Raw genomic sequence first — 18,854 nt, forward strand, 5'->3', positions numbered from 1 at the left:
GATCATGAAAAATCGAGAAAAAACCCGTTTGTCGCCGCTGGGTCGCATCGCGCGCCTCGGTCTTGTGGCCCTGGCGGTGATCGGTGGCGGCGGCCTTGCACTGAAATTGACTGGCGGATCGGCGCCTGAAGAGGCCAGGCCCGTTCCCCCGGCCCTGCATGACGTAGCTGCGACATCCGGAATGCAATCGCTGGTGCTTGCCGGCGGCTGCTTCTGGGGCGTGCAAGGGGCGTTTCAGCACGTTGCCGGCGTTGTGAGCGCCACGGCAGGGTATGCCGGCGGGAGTGCCGCGACTGCGACCTACGAGATAACCGAGACCGGGCAGACCGATCATGCGGAGGCGGTGGAGATCGTCTTCAATCCGAAGCAGATCACCTACGGTCAGTTGCTGCAGATCTTCTTCTCCGTGGTTCACGACCCGACGCAGGTGGATCAGCAAGGGCCCGACGTCGGGAAACAGTACCGCTCGGCGATCTTTCCGCTGAGCGACGAACAGGCAAAGGTCGCTTCCGACTACGTTGCGCAACTAGGCAAGGAAGGCGCGTTTGGTCGCCCGATTGCGACTTCAATCGAAATCGGGAAGACGTTCTATCGCGCCGAGGCCTATCACCAGGACTACGTCTACAACAATCCCAGCCAGCCCTATGTCTACATCTACGAGCAGCCGAAGATCGAAGCACTGAAGCGGCTTTTCCCGGTGCAGTACCGGGAGCGTCCAGTTCTGGTTGCAGAGCAGGCAGGCTGACTTTGGCCACAGCGATGCCGTGGGGGTGTCGCCTGCGGCATATGGAGGGTCAATACAATTCGGGATCGGGGGTCGGTCGAACCAGCCCGCGCCTACACAGCGATACAGTTCTCACCGCGCCCGAACACATTCGGGATACGCGCAGCCATCAGGCTGAATTCAATCCGCTCCCCGGAAAAATCAGAGCTTGCCGGGATTGGCTTAAACGGACCAAGCAATTGAGGAGAAAGCAATGCGCATTCTAGTCACCACTTTTGCCATGCTTGCGTTGGCCGCCGTGCCTTGCGCCTGGGATACCGCTCCGGGTGAACCACCCCCGATCGCGGCACTCTTCTCCCGATTGTCGCCTCCAGCCGATGCTGCCTTCGTGACGACGTCGGCCGATAAAGCACTGCCCCAACGCGCGAATTACTGAGGGGATCCACGATGAAACTCTTCGAAGACAAGATTTCGTCGGCAGCATCCCGTGTCAGGATCGCGCTGGCTCTGAAAGGGCGCGACGTCGAGCGTGAGACAATCGGTATCCTCGGTGCCGATGCCATCAATCGCAAGCCCGAATATCTGCAGGTCAACCCACAGGGGCTCGTCCCAGCTTTGCTGACGGATGAAGGCGTGCTCCTGACGCAGTCTCTCGCCATTATCGAATATCTCGATGAGCGCTACCGCGAACCTCCACTCCTGCCCGGAAAGCTTGAAGATCGCGCCTTTGCGCGGACAGTCGCCTTGGCGGTCGCCGCGGATATCCATCCGCTTCTTCCGCCCCGGGTGACTGCCTACTTAGGGAGCATAGACCTCAGCACCGAGGACATCGCTGACTGGAGTCGCCACTGGATCCGCGTCGGACTGACGGCAGTCGATGAATTGCTCGCGCGGCGTCAGACAGGTCGATATGCCGCCGGCGATGCGCCGTCGCTGGCCGACATTTGTCTTTTCCCGCAGGCGGTGAATGCCGAACGGATTGGCCTTTCGCTCGACCAGTGGCCTCGCATCGCAGCGCTTATGGCCAGACTTCGGGAGATTCCCGCCTTTGCCGACAATGGCCCGGCCCCCCGAACCTGAGCGTCCGTGAGCTGAACATTCACCTCAGGTCGCTCAGTTATGGCCGAATGTATACCAATGTATCTCTCGACCTGATCCCTACACCGGCATTCAATTCCCGCCATCGGGCACACATTGGATATACACGCGTACCGGCTTTTACGAATGTCTTTAACGCAATCTGGAGAACATCGATGGCTGAGGAAATCAATCAACAGCGACGGCGGTTCATGGGCGTGGCGGCCCTGACTGTCGCTGCCGTGCAACTGGGCGCCATCGGGACGAGCGTTGCACAAGCGGCGACGCCGGCTGCCGTCCGCATTCCCACCATCGCGCCAGGCACCAACACGTCCTTCGGCACAATCAAGCAGATCGATGCAGGTCTGCTCAACGTCGGTTATGCCGAACTTGGAGCGAGCGACGCGCCTCCGGTCATTCTCCTGCATGGCTGGCCCTACGACATCCACACCTATGTTGACGTCGCACCGCTGCTTGCAGCGGCCGGATATCGCGTCATTGTGCCCTATCTGCGTGGCTACGGCACGACGCGATTCCTCTCCGAGAAGACGATGCGCAACGGTCAGCAGTCTGCAATTGCTTCCGATATCGTCGCGCTCATGGATGCGCTGAAGATCGAGAAGGCGCTGATCGCTGGTTGTGATTGGGGAGCCCGGACGGCCGACATCATTGCGGCTCTTTGGCCGGAGCGTTGCAAGGCGCTGGTTTCCGTTAGCGGTTATCTCATAGGCAGCCAGGAAGCCAACAAGGCGCCGTTGCCGCCGAAGGCCGAGCTTGCCTGGTGGTATCAGTTTTACTTTGCTACCGAACGCGGTCGGGAAGGCTATCAGCAATACCGGAGCGAGTTCGCCAAGCTCATCTGGCAGCTTGCGTCACCGAAATGGAATTTCGACGACGCGACGTTCAACCGCAGCGCCGCCGCCCTCCAAAATCCCGATCACGTCGACATCACCATCCACAACTACCGTTGGCGCATCAGCGCGGCCGAGGGCGAGCGAAAGTATGACGAGTTCGAAGCGCGGCTGGCCAAGTTCCCGGTCATTGGCGTGCCTGTAATCACGCTGGAAGGCGATGCCAATGGTGCGCCTCATCCGCAGCCGGAGGCGTATGCCAAGAAGTTCTCGGGAGAGTACGAACACCGGCTGATCACCGGCGGTATCGGTCACAACCTGCCACAAGAGGCGCCGCAAGCCTTTGCCCAAGCCGTGGTTGACGTCGATCGCTTCTAGTCGTTTTCCCGGCGACAGCGCGGCGGTTGACCGCGACGTCCTCCGATTTCACTTTGGTTTGAATTCTGCGGTGTTCGTGGCAAATCCTACCAACCGCAGCTGTCGGCCCATAACCGCTGTTGGAGTAGTCTCGACGGGCCTATGTATCCCCGAAATCGCCAACAGGGAGGACGTTCCGCCGGGATTTCTTGATGGCGTACCGCGAGGTCGCCTGGAGCCGGAGACCGTCATCCGTCTCCTCAGGGACGTTGCGATGAGGACGGATATCGTCGGCTTGGCCATCACCTGGTACATCTCATGGGACGCCATCCAGAAACGGCAGTTCTTGGCGGGACTCCCTTTGATACTCGGATGACCTTTTTGAGCGGCGGCGGCCGTCAAGGGCTGCCGCTTTTTCCACAGTGCCGACGGTGCGTAATTCAAGCCGCCGTTTGATTGATGGCGATTTCGGCCACAAGGCCGCCGCCGTCCCGATTGCGCAGCGTCAGCGATGCACCGATCGCGGTCGCCAGCTGTACAGCAATGGCGAGGCCAAGCCCGGTTCCGCCGGTGTCGCGATTACGCGACTGCTCAAGGCGGAAGAATGGCTTGAGGACGGCTTCCAGCTGGTGATCGGGAATGCCGGGCCCATGATCCATCACCCTGATGACGATGGCCTCGTCGGCCCGACGTTCCACTTCGATCTCAGCGCTGCCGCCGAACTTCAGCGCGTTGTCGATGAGATTGGCCAGAACGCGCCTCAAGGCGTGCGGCCGTGTCATGATCGCGCCGCCGCGCATCTCCGTTATCGCAACGTCCTTGCCGGTGTCCTGATAATCGTAGACAAGGCTCTCGATGAAGGAAGACAGGTCGATGCGCGAGGCTTTCTCGACATTGCCATGGGCGCTGCGAGCATAGGCGACACCTTCCTTGACGAGGCGTTCGATCTCGGCGAGATCCTGCATCAACTTGTCTCTATCACCGAAATCCTCGGCCATCTCAGCCCTGAGCTTCATACGCGTGATTGGCGTTTGCAGATCGTGCGATATGGCCGCGAGTATCTGTACGCGCTCCTCGAGATATTGGGCGATGCGCTCGCGCATTGCGTTGAAGGCGGTTGCGGCATAGGCGACTTCGCTTGGCCCTGTCTCGCTGAGGCGAGGGGCCTTCACATTCGGATCGAGCGTGTCCGCGGCTCTTGCGAGATTGACGAGAGGGCGAATGGCCTGGTGCACGGCAAACCAGCTGCAGAGCACCAGCAACGCGAGTTGTGTGACGAGCACATAGGGCAGCCAGTCGGCGAGAGGCATGATGCCAGCGGGATTGACGTCGATCGTCAAGGGCGTGCCATCGCTGAGGGCCAAATGCGCCTGGAGGCGAAAGTTCGGACCGGGGATGGTCTCGACCGTGATCGGATATTTCGGCCCGATCGCCGCCCGAATTTTGGCGGCAATTTCGGTGCTGCGCACGTCGAACGCGGGCTGTCCCGGCAAGCCCGGCCCAAGAACAAATCTGTAGCTTCCCCGATCAAGGCGATCGAGCCAGTCCGCGCGCTCATCCGGTCGGAGGCGATCAAGGATGGCGATCGAGGTCGAGATATCGTTTTCGAGGGTGTTGAACATCACCGACTTTGCCGCCGTATAGCGCTCGAAGAACAGCACCGTGAACGACATGGCATGCGCGATCGCGAGACCCGCAAGCAGGATAAGAAATAGCCGCGCTCCGAGAGTGCGCGGCCACAGACGAAATCCATTCAGAAGGGCGTGCGTCGCCATCAGCGGGCCTCGGTGATCTCGATCGGCATGGAAAAGACATAGCCCTCGCTGCGGACCGTCTTGATGTAGGTCGGCTCTCGGGCATCGTCGCCGAGGCGCTGGCGGACACGGCTGACGAGAAGGTCGATCGAACGGTCGAAAAGCTCAGCGTCGCGGCCCTGCGTCAGGTTGAGAAGCTGGTCGCGGTTGAGCACGCGCTGGGGATGGTCGATGAAGACGCGCAGCAGGCGATATTCGGCGCCGCTGAGTGCGATCACCGTTCCATCAGAATCGACGAGATGGCGTGCCGTCGTGTCGAGCTTCCACTTGCCGAAGCTCAGCAGCTGGCCGGCTTCTGACACCTGCAGATTGGGGGGCAACATCCGGGTGCGCCGAAGGACAGCCTTGATGCGGGCCAGCAATTCGCGCGCCGAAAATGGCTTGGCGAGGTAGTCGTCCGCACCCATCTCGAGACCGATGATGCGATCCATTTCGTCGGTGCGGGCCGTCAGCATGACGATGGGAATGGCCTTGTGTCGGCCGGCACGCAACTCACGGCTCAGAACGAGGCCGTCGTCGCCGGGCATCATAACATCCAGGATGATGAGATCGACTGAATTTGCTTCGAGGAAGGAACGCATATGCCGCCCGTCGGCAACGGCGGTGACGCGCAGGCCATTCTTCTGCAGGTAGCTCGATACGAGCTCCCTTATTTCGCGATCGTCATCGACGATCAGGATGTGGTCGATGTGCTCCATCGCGCGATCTTCCTTATTGCACTGTTAGTGACGCCCTTGATGTATCCGCTCTATGTTTGCGGCATCCAGGCTTGCATGTTGCCGTATCCTGCGGTTCGTTGGATACATTCGGATACAATGTCTGCATTTTGAAAGGCTGTCCGATCGAACCCATAGCGGGCCGGCAGCCGAAGCCGCGATCACGAGTTCGGGCGGTGATCGCCCTCTTTGATTGCGACGTCTATCAAAGCACAATTTCCAAATGGCGAGGTAGATCAATACAAACTTCAATGTCGACAATGGGCCCGAAAGCTGCCGTCGACGGCATTCTCTGCAATATCGGAGTTCCGTCGATAGTGCGCTTCGCCGCTCTATCAATGGCTCATCAGCAGGGGAACAGTGGCATGCGACAGTAGGCGATAGGTGACGCGGCCGAGAAGCAATTCGAGCAGATAGCCGTGCTTGAACGCGCCGATCAGAATGCAGGTCGCGTTCACCGATGCTCCAAAGTCGAGAATCGTGTTGCCGACCGAGCGGCCTGTTGACGAGGTCACGACGATCTCGGCATCGAGTCCCAGCTGGCGGCAGATTTGCCTCGCGGTGGTCTCGTAGTGCCTGTTCGGCTTGTCGTCGACGCAGAGGACGGTGATGCGGTTGGCGGCAAGGAGCCAGCGCCTTGCTGCAACCATTGTGCGCCGCGCGTGGTCATGCGGCTTCCAGCCGATCAGGACATGGTCCAACAGACGTCCGCGGTAGCCACCGGCCGGTGGGACGAGCACAAGCTTGCCTTCATGAAAAAGGACATTGTGGAAGACATCACGTGCATCGAGATTGCCCCTGTAGGGCGTGATGACAAGCGACGCATTCTGACAGACGTCGCCCACGCAGCGGCGCAGGTCACCCTGGCAATCGCCGAGCACTAGGCTTTGCCGGTGAGGAGCGCCGAGTTTCCATTCGCCGAAGAGCCGCTTGACGCGCTCGAACCGCTCGTGCGTCGATCCTTCCTCGAGGTCCCGCAGCATCTGCAATTCGATTTCCTCAGCCGACACAAGCATCGCCAGTGGGTCGGCACCGATATGTACGGCGGCGATGCTATCCTGCACGGCATCGGCCGCGTCGTCGGCCAGATCGAGGCAGGACTGTGCCGAGGCTGGATCGGGCAGCAGCACGATAATATCGGCATCCTGGGTGAGGTCACGAACGTTACGCGGCGCTGCGCCTGGGCTAGGTGCGTTGAAGCCTTGTGACCAATTTTGGTGATCGCTGGTTGTCGTGGTCAAGCTGGCCCTCCTTCTTGGATCGGCCTCGCAAAGTTACCCGGGAATAATACGCCAATATGGTCGTTGTTGAAATCGTCTCGGCAGACGAAGGCCGACCTATTTGAGAATTCGTCGGCTGGATGAGCGTCGCATCATAGGCTGCGTGACATCGATGGTGATGTTTCTGGCGGTCTTGCGCCCTGATCGCGACCTGTTAGAATTTTGGGTTGCCAAGCTTTTGTGTTGGCTGCATTTTTGGGTTCCCTCTGGCTTGTATGCGGTGCGCGATGGAGAGGACAGTTATCTCTAGGCTGAGTTACGGCGCGGAGCCCGGATTGCGCTTCGCCCTGCTCTTGGATGGGCAGGGCGGCTGCAGGCAGCTGGACATTGCCCAAGCACGACGATGGAAGCCGGACGATGGGATCATCTGGCTGCATTTGGAGCGAGACCATGCAGCGGCGGCCGATTGGGTCAAGGGGGAAAGTGGCCTCGATAGCTTCGTGACGGAAGCGCTTCTGGAAGAGGAGACGCGGCCGCGCGTCGAGCCAGTCGACGATGGCCTGTTGATCATCCTTCGTGGCGTGTGTGCGACTGCGCCGGACGAAGAGCCGGAGAAACAGACCGACATCGATCTCGTGCCGCTTCACATGTGGGTCGACGCCAACAAAGTCATCTCGCTACGGGACAGCGGCCATTACATCACCGCACTTCGCGACATTCGCCTGGCGCTAGAAAAAGGCAAGGGCCCGCATCGCACCGGGGATCTTTTGGCGCTGATCGGCGACAAGCTCGTCCGTGACCTGGAGCCCGTACTAGACTCCATGGATGAGGAGGTGGACGAACTTGACGAAATGATCTTTCACGGTGAGGCAAGCGAGGTCCGCGAGCGCCTCAAGCTCTTGCGCCGGCGCTCCGTGCAGCTTCGCCGCTACCTTGCGCCGCAACGGGATGCTTTGAACCGCATCGAGCATGATGACGCACCATGGCTCTTTGAACGCGACAAGCTGCGGATGCGCGAGGTGATCGACAAGCTGATGCGCTTCATTGAATACCTCGACGCTATCCGCGACCGCACGGGCATTCTGCACGACGACCTCTCGACGGTGATCAGCGAGCGCATTGCGCGCAACTCCAACCGGCTGGCGGCGCTGGCGGCGCTGCTGCTGCCGCCGAGCGTGGTGGCCGGCTTGTTCGGGATGAACGTCGGAGGCATTCCGGGGGTCAACGATACCTGGGCGTTCGTCATCATCGTCGTGTTTGTGACGGTCACATCGGTAGCGACGCTCTGGCTGCTTCGGCGGATCGGCTGGCTTTAGCCAGCGATCCACCGTCCCGTAATCCCTTGCCGTCAATTGGCTGCGAAGCAGTAGAACAGGCCGTCACCTCCGGTCCCGTTGAAGGCCTTGACCGTGCAGCCGCCGCGTGTCGCGTGCGAGGAATTCCATGATTTGGCTTCCGCGGAGTCGTTCAGGCCCGTTCGGTCGCTGTGACCTACGATCGCGGCACCCTCTTCGCCGCCCATCGTCCAGTTGCCGCATGTTTCCGGCGCGGCAGTACCATCGGCTTTCGAGCCGGTCAGGATGTCGTGTCGGTTCGGCGTATCGCCGCGGCCACTAATGACTTCACCCTTCTCGTTCAGGGCGGTCTGCTTGGTCAGGTTGTTTTTGTCGCTGTGCAGCGAGGCCACGTCGTCGGCGACTTTTTCGCCCTTGGCGTTGTGCCACGGCCCGGAACCGATGCGATCCTTTGCGTTTTCAGCGTCGGTAGACAGATAGGCTTTCCAGGTCTTGCCGGTCACGCCGGCGGCCGTGGCAAGCGTGTTGCAGTATGCGTCGGCACCGGCGAGGCCGCCAAGATCGCCGCCCTTGCCCGGATTTACGCTGGTCACGAAGAAGCTCATGGCGGTGTCCTGAGCATGGACCCCAACTGCTGAAAAGGCCAAAGCGGCCGCGATATAGGCAAACCTACGTCTCATGGCGTCTCTCCCTGGTTGAAGTTTCTAGCGAGGCGAAGCGTATTGCAGGTAAGTGCCGGCGTAAAATCGAAATCGCGTGATGGGTCACTGAAGCTGGATGGTCTGAAGCGGCTAAGGCCCCATTACCCTGGGCTTCGGCTTCATTTCGCGGTGCGTCGCCGATGTGCGAGCCTTACCCCAGGCTTCAGTCACGTCGCCGTGATTTCAACCAAGCGTTCTTGACAATGAATTCGCGCGGCAAATATCTGTGATCTCTGGCTTCAGACGCAAGGCCCAGCTCAGCATGATCGACACGCGCTTTTCGACTGCTTTACAGATTGTCATCAGTGTGGCCGTCAACGACGAGGCAAATCTCCGCACCACAAGCCGATCACTTGCGCAAGGGCTCGATACAAGCGCCAGCTTCGTGCGCAAGCTGCTGTTGCCGCTCAATGAAAGCGGCATCCTCGCCACCGCTCAGGGCGGCAAGGGCGGCATCCGCTTGGCACGACCGCGCGACCAGATATTGCTCAGCCAGATCTATGCTGCCGTGACTGGCGACAAGAAGATCTGGGAGACCCGGCACGACATTCCGCATGAGGGCCTTGTGGGCGAGAATATCGGCGATCTCTCGGAGTTTCTTTGCGATCGAGCCGAGCAGGCCGTCGTCGACATGCTTGGTTCGGTGACCATCGAAGACAGCGTGGCGGAGCTACGCCGCCTCGAGGCACAGAAAGCTGCCGGCCATCCGCAGCCGGTGGATGCCGGCCTCGTGCGCGATCGCCACGCCGCCGAATAGCTTCATCCTCAAAATGAAAGGGGCGGCCCGGGCAGGGAACCCGAGCCACCCCCCCTAACTGATCGGAGGTCAATCTGATCAGAAACTTTCAAGCGCCGCGCCGCGCTGCCTCGCTCCGCAACTATAGCCGCAGAGAGAGGCGAAAACGCGGCGCCGCTTCTGATTAGAATGCGCGCTGGAGGCGGAAGAAGCCCGACGTTACGTCGTTGCCCTGGTCCGGATCGAGGTAGTTGACGGTCGCCTTGGCATAGAGGTTGTCGACGATCTGATAGTCAACCGTCAGACCAACCTTCCAGGCGTCGTTGTTGTCGTTGAAGTCGCCAGCGACGATGCCGTAGTTGCCGTAGTACTGGGCGGCTGGGGTGATCTTCAGCTTGTCGGTAGCCTTGATGGCGTATTCAGCGGCGATAGCCCATTCGGCAGCCTGATAGTAGGAGTTGGGGCCGCTGGAGTAGACGCCTGCGAGGCCGAGGGTGCCTGGGCCGATAGCGACAGTACCCATGGCGCGAACGGCGCCTTCTTCGTTGTCGGTGTCGTAGCCGGCCGTGATCTGGTAGCCGAATACGCCGGCCTTGCCGCCGATGCCGATTGCTACGCCAACGTTGTTCGGCTGTTCGCCGGCGCTGTAGTAGCCGTCTTCCAGCTCGTCAACGCTGATACCAGCGTAGAAGTTGTCGGCTTCGTACTGATAACGGATCGAGTTATGCAGCGTAACCTTGCTGCCGATGTCGTCCGTTTCGCCCGACAAGCCATCGTCCCACCAGCTGTAGAACAGACCGGCGCGGATGCCGGCGATGTCGATGTAAGCCGAGTCGAGCTTTGCGATCTGTCCGGACGCATTGTCGGCATTTGTCTGAAGAACGATGACACCCGTCAGCGGACCGTATTCGGTGTCGCTCTTGGCAGTGAACTGGAGCTGACCGCGGGTAACGGCATCCCAGTCAGAGGTGCCGGAAGTGGAAGCGCCGCCCGTTACAGCATTGGGGGAAGCGTTGACTTGGAATCGGATGTAACCGCTGATCTTCAGGCAGGTTTCCGTGCCCGGGATGTAGAAGTAGCCGCTGCCGTAAGCGTCGCAGACGCGGACGTATTCAACCGGTTCCGGTTCAGCAGCAACGATGGCGTCAGCAGCCTGCGCGCTCGAGACAGCAGCCAAGGCTGCCGCCGAGCTCATGAGGATCATCTTAATGTTCATAATCAGTCCAATCTTCTGTCGATTGGGCACAGGTCATCATTGCCGAACCCGGCTCTACCTACCCCAAATTGTTTCGTACAAGCCCTTACGGGAAACGCGGTACGTCCGCGGCGCCAAATTACATTTCCGATTAAATGTATCAATAATAGATACAGTCAAAATTGAGTTTTGCTGCAAGGCGGAATTCCGGTGTTGCACAAAGGCAACTGTCGATTCTTGCGCAAGGATGCGTTTGCTACCGCAGGCTATAACTGATTGTTACTAAACACGTTTTTGTAGCGGATGTTATCCGGATAACAATGTTGCGCCGCAGCATTTCGTCACGCGGTTGCGTACATCCTTTCTTCAGTCGCGTGCCGGAATCATCGTAAAGCGCGCCTCATTGGATTCGCTTTATCTGTGAGCGCGGCCACCACGGGATCACCGGAGTCGAGCCTGAGAACGCCATGCTCGTCGATCAAGTATTCCAGCAGATTTCTCAGTCCATCACTGAAGTGCCGGCTCGCCTCGGCAGCCTCGTCGCTCGCAAGTATCGAGGAGCCGATGATTCGAATGCCGAAGACGTTGATGGTTTCGTCGGTTCGCGTCAGCGCGCAATTCCCGCCACTTTCGGCGGCGAGATCGACAACGACCGTTCCCGGCCTCAGCCGCGAAAGCATGTCCTCGTCAAACAGTACGGGGGGAGTTTGACCGGGAATCACGACGTTGGTCGTGATCAATTGCATCTTGGACAGAGGAACGGAAAGCTCTTGGCGAAGCCGTGCCAACTCCGAGGACATGCCGAGGAATTTGGCACCGAGCCGTTCGATTTTCTCCTGCGAATCCTTGGCAAGGCTGAAGCCATGGGTCAAGGCGCCGAGGCGGCGCGCGGTCGCCAGTGCCTGCAGGCTTGCAGCGTCGCTGCCCAAAGCGGCCATTTTGACCGGCCGGACAAAGCTTCCGTCCACCATCAGCATCGGATGCGAAATGCCGAACTGCCTGGCCGCTTCCAGTACGGCGGCGTGGCCGGTAATTGCTGCCTGCCTCGATGAAATGTCCGCACCCTTGATGCCCTGCATCCCGGCAAGCCTGGCAACGTCGAGATGGAGCGGCCGTTGTCCAGCTGGCAGACCGGCCACCGGTGCTGCGTTCGAGCCAAGGAAAATCAGAACCGCTGTCGCTGGGAAAGTCCGCGTGGCTGCCGGTTGTCGCACACTGACGAATATATCCGATGAGGACACCATGTCAGCGAACTCGGCGGGCTCGGCCCCCGCGACGATATAGGCGTCGTCGGCGTGGCCAGCGCCGACGCCGCAGCCGCGCTCGAAACGAATCGACATACGCTCGGAAAGGCGCCGCACATCGTCCGGCGTCAACGCAACGCGACGCTCACCGGGATGTGTTTCCCGAAGCAGCCCGGCGCGGACGCGGATAAGGTTAGACATTCATCGCTCTGGAAGAGGGGTAAATCGAACTGTGGCGCGCGAGCGATATAGGCTGACTCTTCCATAGTTTTATGACAGTTTTGTAATTTTTATTTGGGCAGTTTCGCGGGCTTTCCCTTTTCGCAACTGTTGGTAAGCCCTTCATTTTACAGGATACTGTTTGCAGCTTGCATGAGCGATGTCGAATAAGGCTGTTCGCAGTGCGAGATCAGGTTTTGCCTGGAGGCATTTGGATGTAATGGTCAGTCATGAGGGGCTTGGCTGCTGGAGGCATTGGTGAATTTCTATTCGGTTTATGATCAAGGTTTTGTCCGCGTTGCGGCCTGTACGCCGAATTGCGAGATCGGCGATCCCGATTTCAATGCGCAGGCAACATTGGAGCTGGCGCGCCAGGGACATGCCGAGGGCGTTGGCCTCATGGTGTTCCCCGAACTCGGGATCTCGAGCTACGCGATCGACGACCTTTTGGGGCAGGACGCGCTTCTCAAGGCTGTGGATGCTGCGATCGCCGAGGTTGTCCGGGCAAGTCGCGATCTCACGCCGGTACTTCTCGTCGGTGCGCCGCTGCAGACCGGCGGGCGGCTCTACAATTGCGCTGTCGCCATTCATGCGGGCCGTGTTCTCGGTGTCGTTCCGAAGATGCACCTCCCGAACTATCGCGAGTTCTACGAGAAGCGCTGGTTCGCGTCCGGACGAAGCGTCCGCGGCGAAAGTATTCGTGTCGCCGGCGAGAAGGTGCCATTCGGCACGGATCTCATCTTCGCAGCCGAGGATATGGACGATTTCGTTTTCCATATCGAGATTTGCGAAGATCTCTGGGCTCCGGCGCCACCAAGCGATTTCGGCGCGCTGGCGGGTGCGTTGATCCTCGCCAACCTTTCGGCCAGCAACATAACGGTTGGAAAGGCCGACACGCGCAAGCTTCTGTGCTCGGCGCAATCGGCGCGCAGCCTGTCGGCCTATGTCTATTCGGCCGCCGGCCCGGGCGAATCAACGACTGATCTCGCATGGGATGGTCAGGCCTGCATCTACGAACTTGGCAGCCTCCTTGCCGAAACCGATCGCTTCCCGACGACGTCGCAGATGTGCGTGGCAGATATCGATGTCGAGCGGTTGCGGCTCGAGCGGTTGCGGACCGGCACGTTCAATGATGCGGCGACGCTCAACCTCGCGGCGGGGTACGAATTCCGGTGGGTAGCGTTCCAGTTCAGGAAGCCGAAAGGCGATATCGGCCTGAAGCGCGACGTTGCGCGCTTCCCCTTCGTGCCGGCTGATGAAAGCCGCCTCGATCAGGATTGCTACGAAACATTCAACATCCAGGTGCAGGGGCTGATGAAGCGGCTGCGCTCGACGGGCATCAAGCGGCTTTGCATCGGTATTTCGGGCGGTCTCGATTCCACCCATGCGCTGCTCGTTGCGGCGCGCGCCTTCGACCAGCTCGGCTGGCCGCGCTCAGACATTCTTTGTTTCACCATGCCGGGATTCGCGACGGGCGACGCAACCAAGTCGAACGCCTGGGCGCTGATGCGGAGCATGGGCGTCACCGCGGAGGAAGTCGACATAAGGCCGTTGGCGCTGCAGTTGTTGAAGGACCTGAAGCATCCATTCGCAGGCGGCAAGCCGGTCTACGATACGACCTTCGAAAATGTTCAAGCCGGCCTGCGCACGGACTTCCTGTTTCGTGCCGCAAACCAGCGCGATGCGCTGGTGCTCGGTACGGGAGACCTGTCGGAAATCGGTCTCGGATGGTCGACCTACGGCGTCGGCGACCAGATGAGCCACTACAACGTCAATGCATCGGTGCCCAAGACCTTGATCCAGCACCTGATCCGCTGGGTGATCCGTTCCGGTGATTTCGATGCGGAAGCAAATGCGACATTGGAGAGTATTCTTGGCACGCTGATTTCGCCCGAACTGGTTCCCGCCGATGAGAACGGCGTCATGCAGAGCACGGAGGACAAGATCGGGCCATATGATTTGCATGACTTCGCGCTCTACTACACGACGCGTTTCGGCCTTCGCCCCTCGAAGATCGCCTTCCTCGCCTACAATGCCTGGCGGGATGCCGAGGCAGGCGTCTGGCCGCCGCATTTCCCTGCCGACAAGCGCCGCAGCTTCGATCTGCCTGTGATCAAGCACTGGATGGAGGTTTTCCTGTTTCGGTTCTTCACGATCAGCCAGTTCAAGCGGTCGGCATCGCCGAATGGCCCGAAAGTGACGTCTGGCGGTTCGCTGTCTCCACGTGGGGATTGGCGTGCACCATCAGACGGTAACGCCCGGATATGGCTGAAGGAATTGAAAGCCAATGTTCCTGACGTAAAGGGCTAGGCCAAAGAGTGACTTGCAAAAGCGGCGCATCGCGGCAGATAAGATCCAGGAGAACACTGAGGGAGCGGTGAAAAACGTGACGGATGAACCTTGTCCATCTGAAGATCTCCCCCGCTACGAGATCCGTCAGGAATTGCGTGGAAGGTGGACGATCATCGATACCTTGACGTCGCTGCCGGCGGCAACGGACGGAAGGGATTTCGTCGGCCTCAGCAAGAGGGATGCGGAGGACATCGCTCGCGAACTGAACCTCAGCGTCGCCCAAGGCCGCGATCCTCTGATCTGATCTCCCGGAACTTGCCGAACACCGGCTGCGTTTTGCCACTCAGCGTTTGGGCCGGAGGCGGCCCCGGCCCCGCGCCAAGAGCGCCGGCGGGGGGCTAGCAGTCCGAACGCCGCGCCGCCCCCCGACGCAAAACTCGAACTGAGCCAACCCTTCACGTCATCCATTTCCGGTGCTCCGCAAAGCGTTTCGCGAGCAGGTCAATGAACAGGCGAACTTTCGTCGGCAGGTGACTGCGGTTCGGATAGACGGCGTTGATGCTGAACTCGACGGCGCGATAGTCGGGCATCATCGGGATGAATCTTCCGGAGGCGATGTCGTCGAACACAACGAAACTCGGCGCCAGGAAGATGCCCTGGCCCGTCGCCGTGAGGTGCCGTAGCGTCTCGGCGCTGTTCGATACGACGTTGCCGCCGATCTTCACGCTCGCCTGGGCGCCATCGGCGCCTTCGAAGCGCCACTCGTCTCCGTAGGGGTAGTAGGTATATTGCAGGCAGTTGTGGTTGGCCAAATCCGCCGGTATCTGCGGCATCGGATGGCTCTCAAGATAGTTTGGCGAGCAGACGAGGAGGTGCCTCCACGGTGTCAGCTTCCTGACGACGAGGCTTGAATCCGGCGGCGGCACGGTGCGGATCACCAGGTCGTAACCTTCCTCGACCATATCGATCATGCGCTCCCCGACATTCAAGTCGAGGGCGATCGAGGGGTAAAGTTCAAGATACTCGCTGACAACGGGCAACAGGAAACGGACGATGGCTGCGCTGGTATAGACCTTGAGCGTACCGCGCGGTGTCGAGCTCATCGCTCCGGCGGTGTTGTCGGCTTCCTCGAGGTCGGCCAGGATCTGAGCCGAGCGTTCGTAGTAATATTTACCGGTTTCCGTGAGGCTGACCTTGCGCGTCGTGCGGTTGAGTAGCCTGACGCCCAGCCTATCCTCCAGGGACTGCACGTGGTTGCCAACCATTGTCACCGACATGTTGAGACGGCGTGCCGCCGCGGAAAAGCCGCCGCACTCCACCACGCGACCAAAGACTGTGAGGCTTGTCAGCCTGTCCATTGTGTTCCCCGATTATCCGCTCTGAGTTGATGATCCTTCCAGATTTAAGCAGATTATCAGAACGCGCGTAACAACGCATTGTCCGTCTCATCGAGTTAGGCCTCGCGACGAGGCAAACCACTGGAGAAGGACAATGGTCGAATTACCTCGCAAGGAAGCGTTCGAGGCTGCCGGCGGCCCCGAGGTGGCACGGGTCACCGAAGCCCCGGCTGCGCCGGCCGCGGATGTCGCCCCTGCCGTCGAAGCCAAAGGCCAGAACAGCCGCAAGATCGTCAAACGGACGATCGTTGCGGCTGCGCTTCTTGCCGGTGTCGCGTTTGCAGTCGACTATGGTCATCACTATTGGACGGTAGGCCGCTTCATCGAATCCACGGACGATGCCTATGTGAAGGCTGACTATACGACGGTTGCGCCGAAGGTCTCCGGTTACGTTGCCGAAGTTCTTGTCAACGACAACGATGCGGTGAAGGCTGGCCAGGTGCTTGCCAAGATCGATGATCGTGACCATCAGGCCGCATTGTCCCAGGCCAAGGCCGACGTTAAGGCTGCCACAGCAGCCCTCACGAATCTCGATGCGCAGATCGAACTGCAACAATCGATCATCGGCCAAGCCAGGGCGACAATCGATGCATCACAGGCGACGCTGGATTTTGCCCGTTCCGATGCGGCCCGCTCGCAGCGGCTGATCACCAACGGCGCCGGGACCCAATCGCGGGCCGAACAGAGCCAGTCTCTTCGCGACCAGGCGCAGGCGGCGCTTCAGCGAGACCAGGCTGCACTGGTTGCCACAGAAAAGAAGATTCCGGTGCTTCAGACTGAGCGCGATCAGGCTGTCGCCCAACGCGACCGCGCAGCCGCTGCCCAGCATCAGGCAGAGCTCAATCTTTCCTACACACAGATCGTTGCGCCGGTTGACGGCACCATTGGCGCCCGCACCATTCGAGTCGGACAGTTTGTCACTTCGGGCACACAACTGATGGCCGTCGTGCCGCTGCACTCCGTCTATGTCGTCGCCAACTTCAAGGAAACGCAGCTGACCAACGTCCGTGCCGGGCAGCCTGTCGAGGTCAAGGTCGACAGTTTCCCCGATGTGGAAATCAAGGGCCATGTCGACAGCATTTCGCCGGCGAGCGGATTGGAGTTCTCGCTGCTGCCGCCTGACAATGCGACCGGTAATTTCACCAAGATCGTCCAGCGCATCCCGGTCAAGATCGTCATCGACGATGAGGCAATGAGCGGCTTGTTGCGCGCGGGAATGTCCGTCGAGCCCGAAATCGACACCAAAGCCGCCACCCGGTAGGCCGTCCTCTTAGGGAAGGATTATCCAGCCTGACTGGATGATCCTTCCCTCCTTTCCCGAATTATCAGCCGAACCTCGTCATGAGATTGTTTTCCGCAGAGCCGGAAGGAGAAACGTCATGGCTACTCTTCAGATCGTCGCCAACAATTCGAGCCGGTATCCTGCGGCCGCAGCGGCTTCGAAGCCTGCTGTCGCGATGAGCGCCTTGCGCATGTGGAGCGCGGTTGTCGGTTCGACGCTCGGCGCGTTCATGGCCGTCCTCAATATCCAGATCGTCAACGCTTCGCTCGCGGATATCCAGGGGGCGATCGGCGCAGGCAAGGACGATGGCGGCTGGATTTCGACTTCCTACCTCATCGCGGAGATCGTGGTTATCCCTCTCAGCGGCTGGCTCGCTCAGGTCTTTTCTGTGCGTAAATATCTTCTGACCAACGCCGTTCTCTTCCTAATATTCTCGGTCGCCTGCGCTTTCGCAACGAACCTCCAGCAGATGATCGTGCTGCGTGCTATCCAGGGCTTTGCTGGCGGTGTCCTGATTCCGATGGCGTTTACCATCATTATCACGCTGCTGCCCAAGCCCAAACAGCCGATCGGTCTGGCGCTCTTTGCGCTCTCGGCGACCTTCGCTCCGGCCATCGGGCCTACCATCGGTGGATATTTGACCGAGAACTTTGGTTGGCAGTTCATCTTCTACGTCAACCTGGCGCCCGGCTTGCTGATGGTGGGAATGCTCTGGGCTTCGCTCGATCGCGCTCCAATGAAACTGGGCCTGCTCGCCAAGGGCGATTGGCCCGGCATCATCACCATGGCAATTGGCCTTGCCGCCTTACAGACGGTGCTGGAGGAGGGCAACAAGGAGGATTGGTTCGGATCGGACTTCATCGTCCGGCTGTCGGTCATCGCTGTCGTCTCGTTGACGCTGTTTCTCATTATCGAGCTGAAGACGGCTCATCCGCTCCTAAACCTCAGGCTTCTCGTTCGTCGCAACTTCGGCTTCGGCATTGTGGCGAACGTCCTTCTCGGGGTCGCCCTTTATGGCTCTGCCTTCGTTCTTCCAATCTATCTGTCGCGTATCCAAGGGTACAACTCTGAACAGATCGGCATGGTACTCGCCTGGACGGGCATCCCGCAGCTGCTGTTGATCCCGCTGGTGCCCCGTCTGATGAAACGCTTTGACGTCCGTCTACTGATCGCTGTCGGTTTCTCGCTGTTTGCCGCGTCGAACTTCATGAACGTCCACATGACCGGAGACTATGCGAGCGATCAGCTCTTCTGGCCAAATGTCATTCGCGCCGTCGGACAGGCGCTTGTGTTCGCGCCGCTCTCGGCCATCGCCACGGCAGGCATCGAACAGGAGAACGCGGGCTCCGCTTCCGCGCTCTTCAACATGATGCGCAACCTCGGGGGCGCTGTCGGCATCGCCAGCCTGCAGACCTTCCTGACCAAGCGCGAGCAGTTTCACTCCAACATCCTGACCAACTCGGTCAGCGTTTTTGAGGAAGCAACACGGGATCGCGTCGCAAAACTGACCGCCTACTTCATGAACCACGGTGTCAGCGATCAGGCCGTTGCCACGCACAAGGCCGTCGTCGCCATCGCGCTCAAGCTCCGCAAGCAGGCCAATATCACGGCCTTCAGCGACACATTCTTTCTGCTCGGTGTCGCATTGCTCGTCGCACTGCTTGCAACGCTCCTGCTGAAGAAGCCGGGCCATCTGTCCGGGGGCGGCGCCCACTAGCGCCTCCGCCCGTTTCC

The 18,854-nt window shown here is 59.9% G+C and carries 17 protein-coding genes; 10 read left to right on the top strand and 7 right to left on the bottom strand.

Features of this window, described 5'->3' with window-relative positions:
- Positions 1 to 4: 4 nt before the first annotated feature.
- The 4 genes from msrA (at position 5) to PMI09_RS08810 (ending at position 3,030) form a co-directional block, all read left to right on the top strand.
- The gene (gene msrA, locus PMI09_RS08795) at positions 5 to 745 is read left to right on the top strand and encodes a peptide-methionine (S)-S-oxide reductase MsrA (RefSeq protein ID WP_007791385.1); all 741 of its coding nucleotides are present in this window, start codon (positions 5 to 7) and stop codon (positions 743 to 745) included.
- A gap of 232 nt (positions 746 to 977) precedes the next feature.
- On the top strand, positions 978 to 1,160 hold the full coding sequence (locus PMI09_RS08800) for a hypothetical protein (protein WP_007791387.1): 183 nt from the start codon (positions 978 to 980) through the stop codon (positions 1,158 to 1,160).
- 11 nt (positions 1,161 to 1,171) lie between these two features.
- Positions 1,172 to 1,804, top strand: coding sequence for a maleylacetoacetate isomerase (gene maiA, locus PMI09_RS08805; protein ID WP_007791390.1), 633 nt, complete (start codon positions 1,172 to 1,174; stop codon positions 1,802 to 1,804).
- A 173-nt stretch (positions 1,805 to 1,977) separates the two neighbouring features.
- The gene (locus tag PMI09_RS08810; RefSeq protein WP_007791393.1) at positions 1,978 to 3,030 is read left to right on the top strand and encodes an alpha/beta fold hydrolase; all 1,053 of its coding nucleotides are present in this window, start codon (positions 1,978 to 1,980) and stop codon (positions 3,028 to 3,030) included.
- Positions 3,031 to 3,449: 419 nt separating this feature from the next.
- Here PMI09_RS08810 and PMI09_RS08820 read toward each other — a convergent pair whose 3' ends face one another.
- The 3 genes from PMI09_RS08820 to PMI09_RS08830 form a co-directional block, all read right to left on the bottom strand.
- A complete protein-coding gene (locus PMI09_RS08820; protein ID WP_007791396.1) occupies positions 3,450 to 4,784 on the bottom strand; it encodes a sensor histidine kinase in 1,335 nt (444 codons plus the stop codon).
- Positions 4,784 to 5,521: a response regulator gene (locus PMI09_RS08825; protein ID WP_007791399.1), complete on the bottom strand. Its 738-nt coding sequence runs from the start codon at positions 5,519 to 5,521 to the stop codon at positions 4,784 to 4,786. The genes PMI09_RS08820 and PMI09_RS08825 overlap by 1 nt, the downstream gene beginning before the upstream one ends.
- Before the next feature lie 353 nt (positions 5,522 to 5,874).
- Positions 5,875 to 6,780 (bottom strand): universal stress protein, encoded by a 906-nt coding sequence (locus PMI09_RS08830; protein WP_007791402.1) that lies wholly within the window; start codon positions 6,778 to 6,780, stop codon positions 5,875 to 5,877.
- A gap of 266 nt (positions 6,781 to 7,046) precedes the next feature.
- Between PMI09_RS08830 and PMI09_RS08835 the strand changes: the two genes are divergently transcribed.
- Complete coding sequence (locus PMI09_RS08835; protein WP_007791404.1) at positions 7,047 to 8,075, top strand: CorA family divalent cation transporter; 1,029 nt, start codon at positions 7,047 to 7,049, stop codon at positions 8,073 to 8,075.
- A 32-nt stretch (positions 8,076 to 8,107) separates the two neighbouring features.
- On the opposite strand, the gene PMI09_RS08840 is transcribed toward PMI09_RS08835, so the two are convergent.
- A complete protein-coding gene (locus PMI09_RS08840; protein WP_007791406.1) occupies positions 8,108 to 8,734 on the bottom strand; it encodes a hypothetical protein in 627 nt (208 codons plus the stop codon).
- Between the two features lie 283 nt (positions 8,735 to 9,017).
- Here PMI09_RS08840 and PMI09_RS08845 point away from each other — a divergent pair, with 283 nt between their 5' ends.
- On the top strand, positions 9,018 to 9,512 hold the full coding sequence (locus PMI09_RS08845) for an RrF2 family transcriptional regulator (RefSeq protein ID WP_007791409.1): 495 nt from the start codon (positions 9,018 to 9,020) through the stop codon (positions 9,510 to 9,512).
- A 163-nt stretch (positions 9,513 to 9,675) separates the two neighbouring features.
- Here the strand turns inward: PMI09_RS08845 and PMI09_RS08850 are convergent, their stop codons facing one another.
- A complete protein-coding gene (locus tag PMI09_RS08850; RefSeq protein WP_007791412.1) occupies positions 9,676 to 10,707 on the bottom strand; it encodes a porin in 1,032 nt (343 codons plus the stop codon).
- Between the two features lie 362 nt (positions 10,708 to 11,069).
- Positions 11,070 to 12,131, bottom strand: coding sequence for an NAD/NADP transhydrogenase subunit alpha (locus PMI09_RS08855; protein WP_007791414.1), 1,062 nt, complete (start codon positions 12,129 to 12,131; stop codon positions 11,070 to 11,072).
- 276 nt (positions 12,132 to 12,407) lie between these two features.
- Between PMI09_RS08855 and PMI09_RS08860 the strand changes: the two genes are divergently transcribed.
- Together PMI09_RS08860 and PMI09_RS08865 are read left to right on the top strand one after the other, a co-directional pair.
- Entirely contained in the window at positions 12,408 to 14,459 is a 2,052-nt protein-coding gene (locus PMI09_RS08860) for an NAD(+) synthase (protein WP_007791419.1), read from the top strand.
- A 76-nt stretch (positions 14,460 to 14,535) separates the two neighbouring features.
- Complete coding sequence (locus PMI09_RS08865) at positions 14,536 to 14,745, top strand: hypothetical protein (RefSeq protein ID WP_037082393.1); 210 nt, start codon at positions 14,536 to 14,538, stop codon at positions 14,743 to 14,745.
- Between the two features lie 151 nt (positions 14,746 to 14,896).
- On the opposite strand, the gene PMI09_RS08870 is transcribed toward PMI09_RS08865, so the two are convergent.
- Entirely contained in the window at positions 14,897 to 15,799 is a 903-nt protein-coding gene (locus tag PMI09_RS08870; RefSeq protein ID WP_007791426.1) for a LysR family transcriptional regulator, read from the bottom strand.
- 133 nt (positions 15,800 to 15,932) lie between these two features.
- On the opposite strand from PMI09_RS08870, the gene PMI09_RS08875 reads away from it, so the two are divergent.
- Positions 15,933 to 17,099 carry an HlyD family secretion protein gene (locus PMI09_RS08875; RefSeq protein WP_007791428.1) on the top strand — a complete coding sequence of 389 codons (1,167 nt, stop codon included), beginning with the start codon at positions 15,933 to 15,935 and terminating at the stop codon, positions 17,097 to 17,099.
- A gap of 118 nt (positions 17,100 to 17,217) precedes the next feature.
- Positions 17,218 to 18,837 (top strand): MDR family MFS transporter, encoded by a 1,620-nt coding sequence (locus PMI09_RS08880; RefSeq protein ID WP_007791429.1) that lies wholly within the window; start codon positions 17,218 to 17,220, stop codon positions 18,835 to 18,837.
- Positions 18,838 to 18,854 lie beyond the last annotated feature (17 nt).

The organism is Rhizobium sp. CF122, from assembly GCF_000282035.1.
Classification (GTDB): Bacteria; Pseudomonadota; Alphaproteobacteria; order Rhizobiales; family Rhizobiaceae; genus Rhizobium.